Here is a 1,511-nt window from a genome sequence, read left to right as displayed (position 1 = left end):
ACCAGATCGCCGACCACGCCAATCCGACGGCGCTGCACGACGGTGTCCTGACGGTGTCGGCGGAATCGACCGCATGGGCCACCCAGCTGCGGATGGTGCAGGCGCAACTGCTGGCCAAGATCGCCGCGGCGGTCGGTGACGGCGTTGTAACCTCGCTGAAGATCACCGGCCCGGTGGGTCCGTCGTGGCGTAAGGGTAAGTACCACGTCCCGGGTCGCGGCCCCCGCGACACCTACGGCTAGTCGCGAGCTGAGAGCGCCGATACGGCCGATATGAATCCGCTGAAGCGTCCTCACGCACCAAGACCCGAGAAATTCAGCGCACGGCCCAATTAGATAGGCGAAAACACCCCCGCAGAACCGGTCCTGTCCGGATCTCACGGTAGACTGGCCGACGGACCTCAGGCGGTGTGTGCACTGCCTCCCGCGAACCCCAAGGAGACACGTCCAACGTGGCTGCCCAGAAGAAGAATGCGCCCAGTGAGTACGGCGCCGACTCGATCAAGGTCCTCGAAGGTCTCGAGGCGGTCCGCAAACGGCCCGGCATGTACATCGGTTCCACCGGCGAGCGCGGTCTGCATCACCTGATCTGGGAGGTGGTCGACAACGCGGTCGACGAGGCGATGGCCGGCTTCGCCTCGCGCGTGGACGTGCGCATTCTCGAGGACGGGGGCGTCCAGGTCACCGATGACGGGCGCGGCATTCCGGTCGGGATGCACGCCACGGGCATTCCGACCGTCGACGTCGTCATGACCGTCCTGCATGCCGGCGGGAAGTTCGAAGAGGGCGCCTATCAGGTGTCCGGCGGGCTGCACGGCGTGGGCGTCTCGGTGGTGAACGCGTTGTCCAGCCGGCTGGAAGCCGATATCCAGACCGACGGCTACGAGTGGTTCCAGACCTACGACAGATCCGTGCCCGGCACCCTCAAGCAGGGCGAGAAGACCAACAAGACCGGGACGACGATCCGGTTCTGGGCCGATCCGGATGTTTTCGAGACCACCAACTACGACTTCGAGACCATCGCGCGCCGGTTGCAGGAGATGGCCTTCCTGAACAAGGGCCTGACGATCGAGCTGACCGATGAACGCGTCACCGCCGACGAAGTGGTCGACGATGTGGTCAGCGATCAGGCGGCCGCGCCGAAGTCCGCCGAGGAGAAGGCCGCCGAAGAGCAGGCGCCACACAAGGTCAAGCACCGGGTCTTCCACTATCCGGGTGGGCTGGTTGACTTCGTCAAGCACATCAACCGGACCAAGAACCCGATCCAGCCGAGTGTGATCGACTTCGACGGCAAGGGCGAGGGCCACGAGGTCGAGATCGCGATGCAGTGGAACGCCGGCTATTCGGAGTCGGTGCACACGTTCGCCAACACCATCAACACCCATGAGGGCGGCACCCACGAAGAGGGCTTCCGGACCGCCCTGACCAGTGTGGTGAACCGCTACGCCAAGGACAAGAAGCTGCTCAAGGACAAGGACCCCAACCTCACCGGGGACGATATCCGCGAGGGTC

General features: G+C 64.7%; 2 protein-coding genes. Both read left to right on the top strand.

Annotated elements, in window-relative coordinates:
- The coding region (locus ACWDTP_RS38410) for a DciA family protein (RefSeq protein WP_450028438.1) at window positions 1-242 on the top strand (242 nt) is incomplete at its 5' end.
- A gap of 209 nt (window positions 243-451) precedes the next feature.
- Window positions 452-1,511, top strand: a 1,060-nt coding sequence (locus ACWDTP_RS38405; RefSeq protein ID WP_450028437.1) for an ATP-binding protein, incomplete at its 3' end; no start/stop codon positions are given.

This window comes from Mycobacterium sp. NPDC003449, from assembly GCF_053588415.1.
This window is presented reverse-complemented; position numbering and strand designations above follow the sequence as displayed.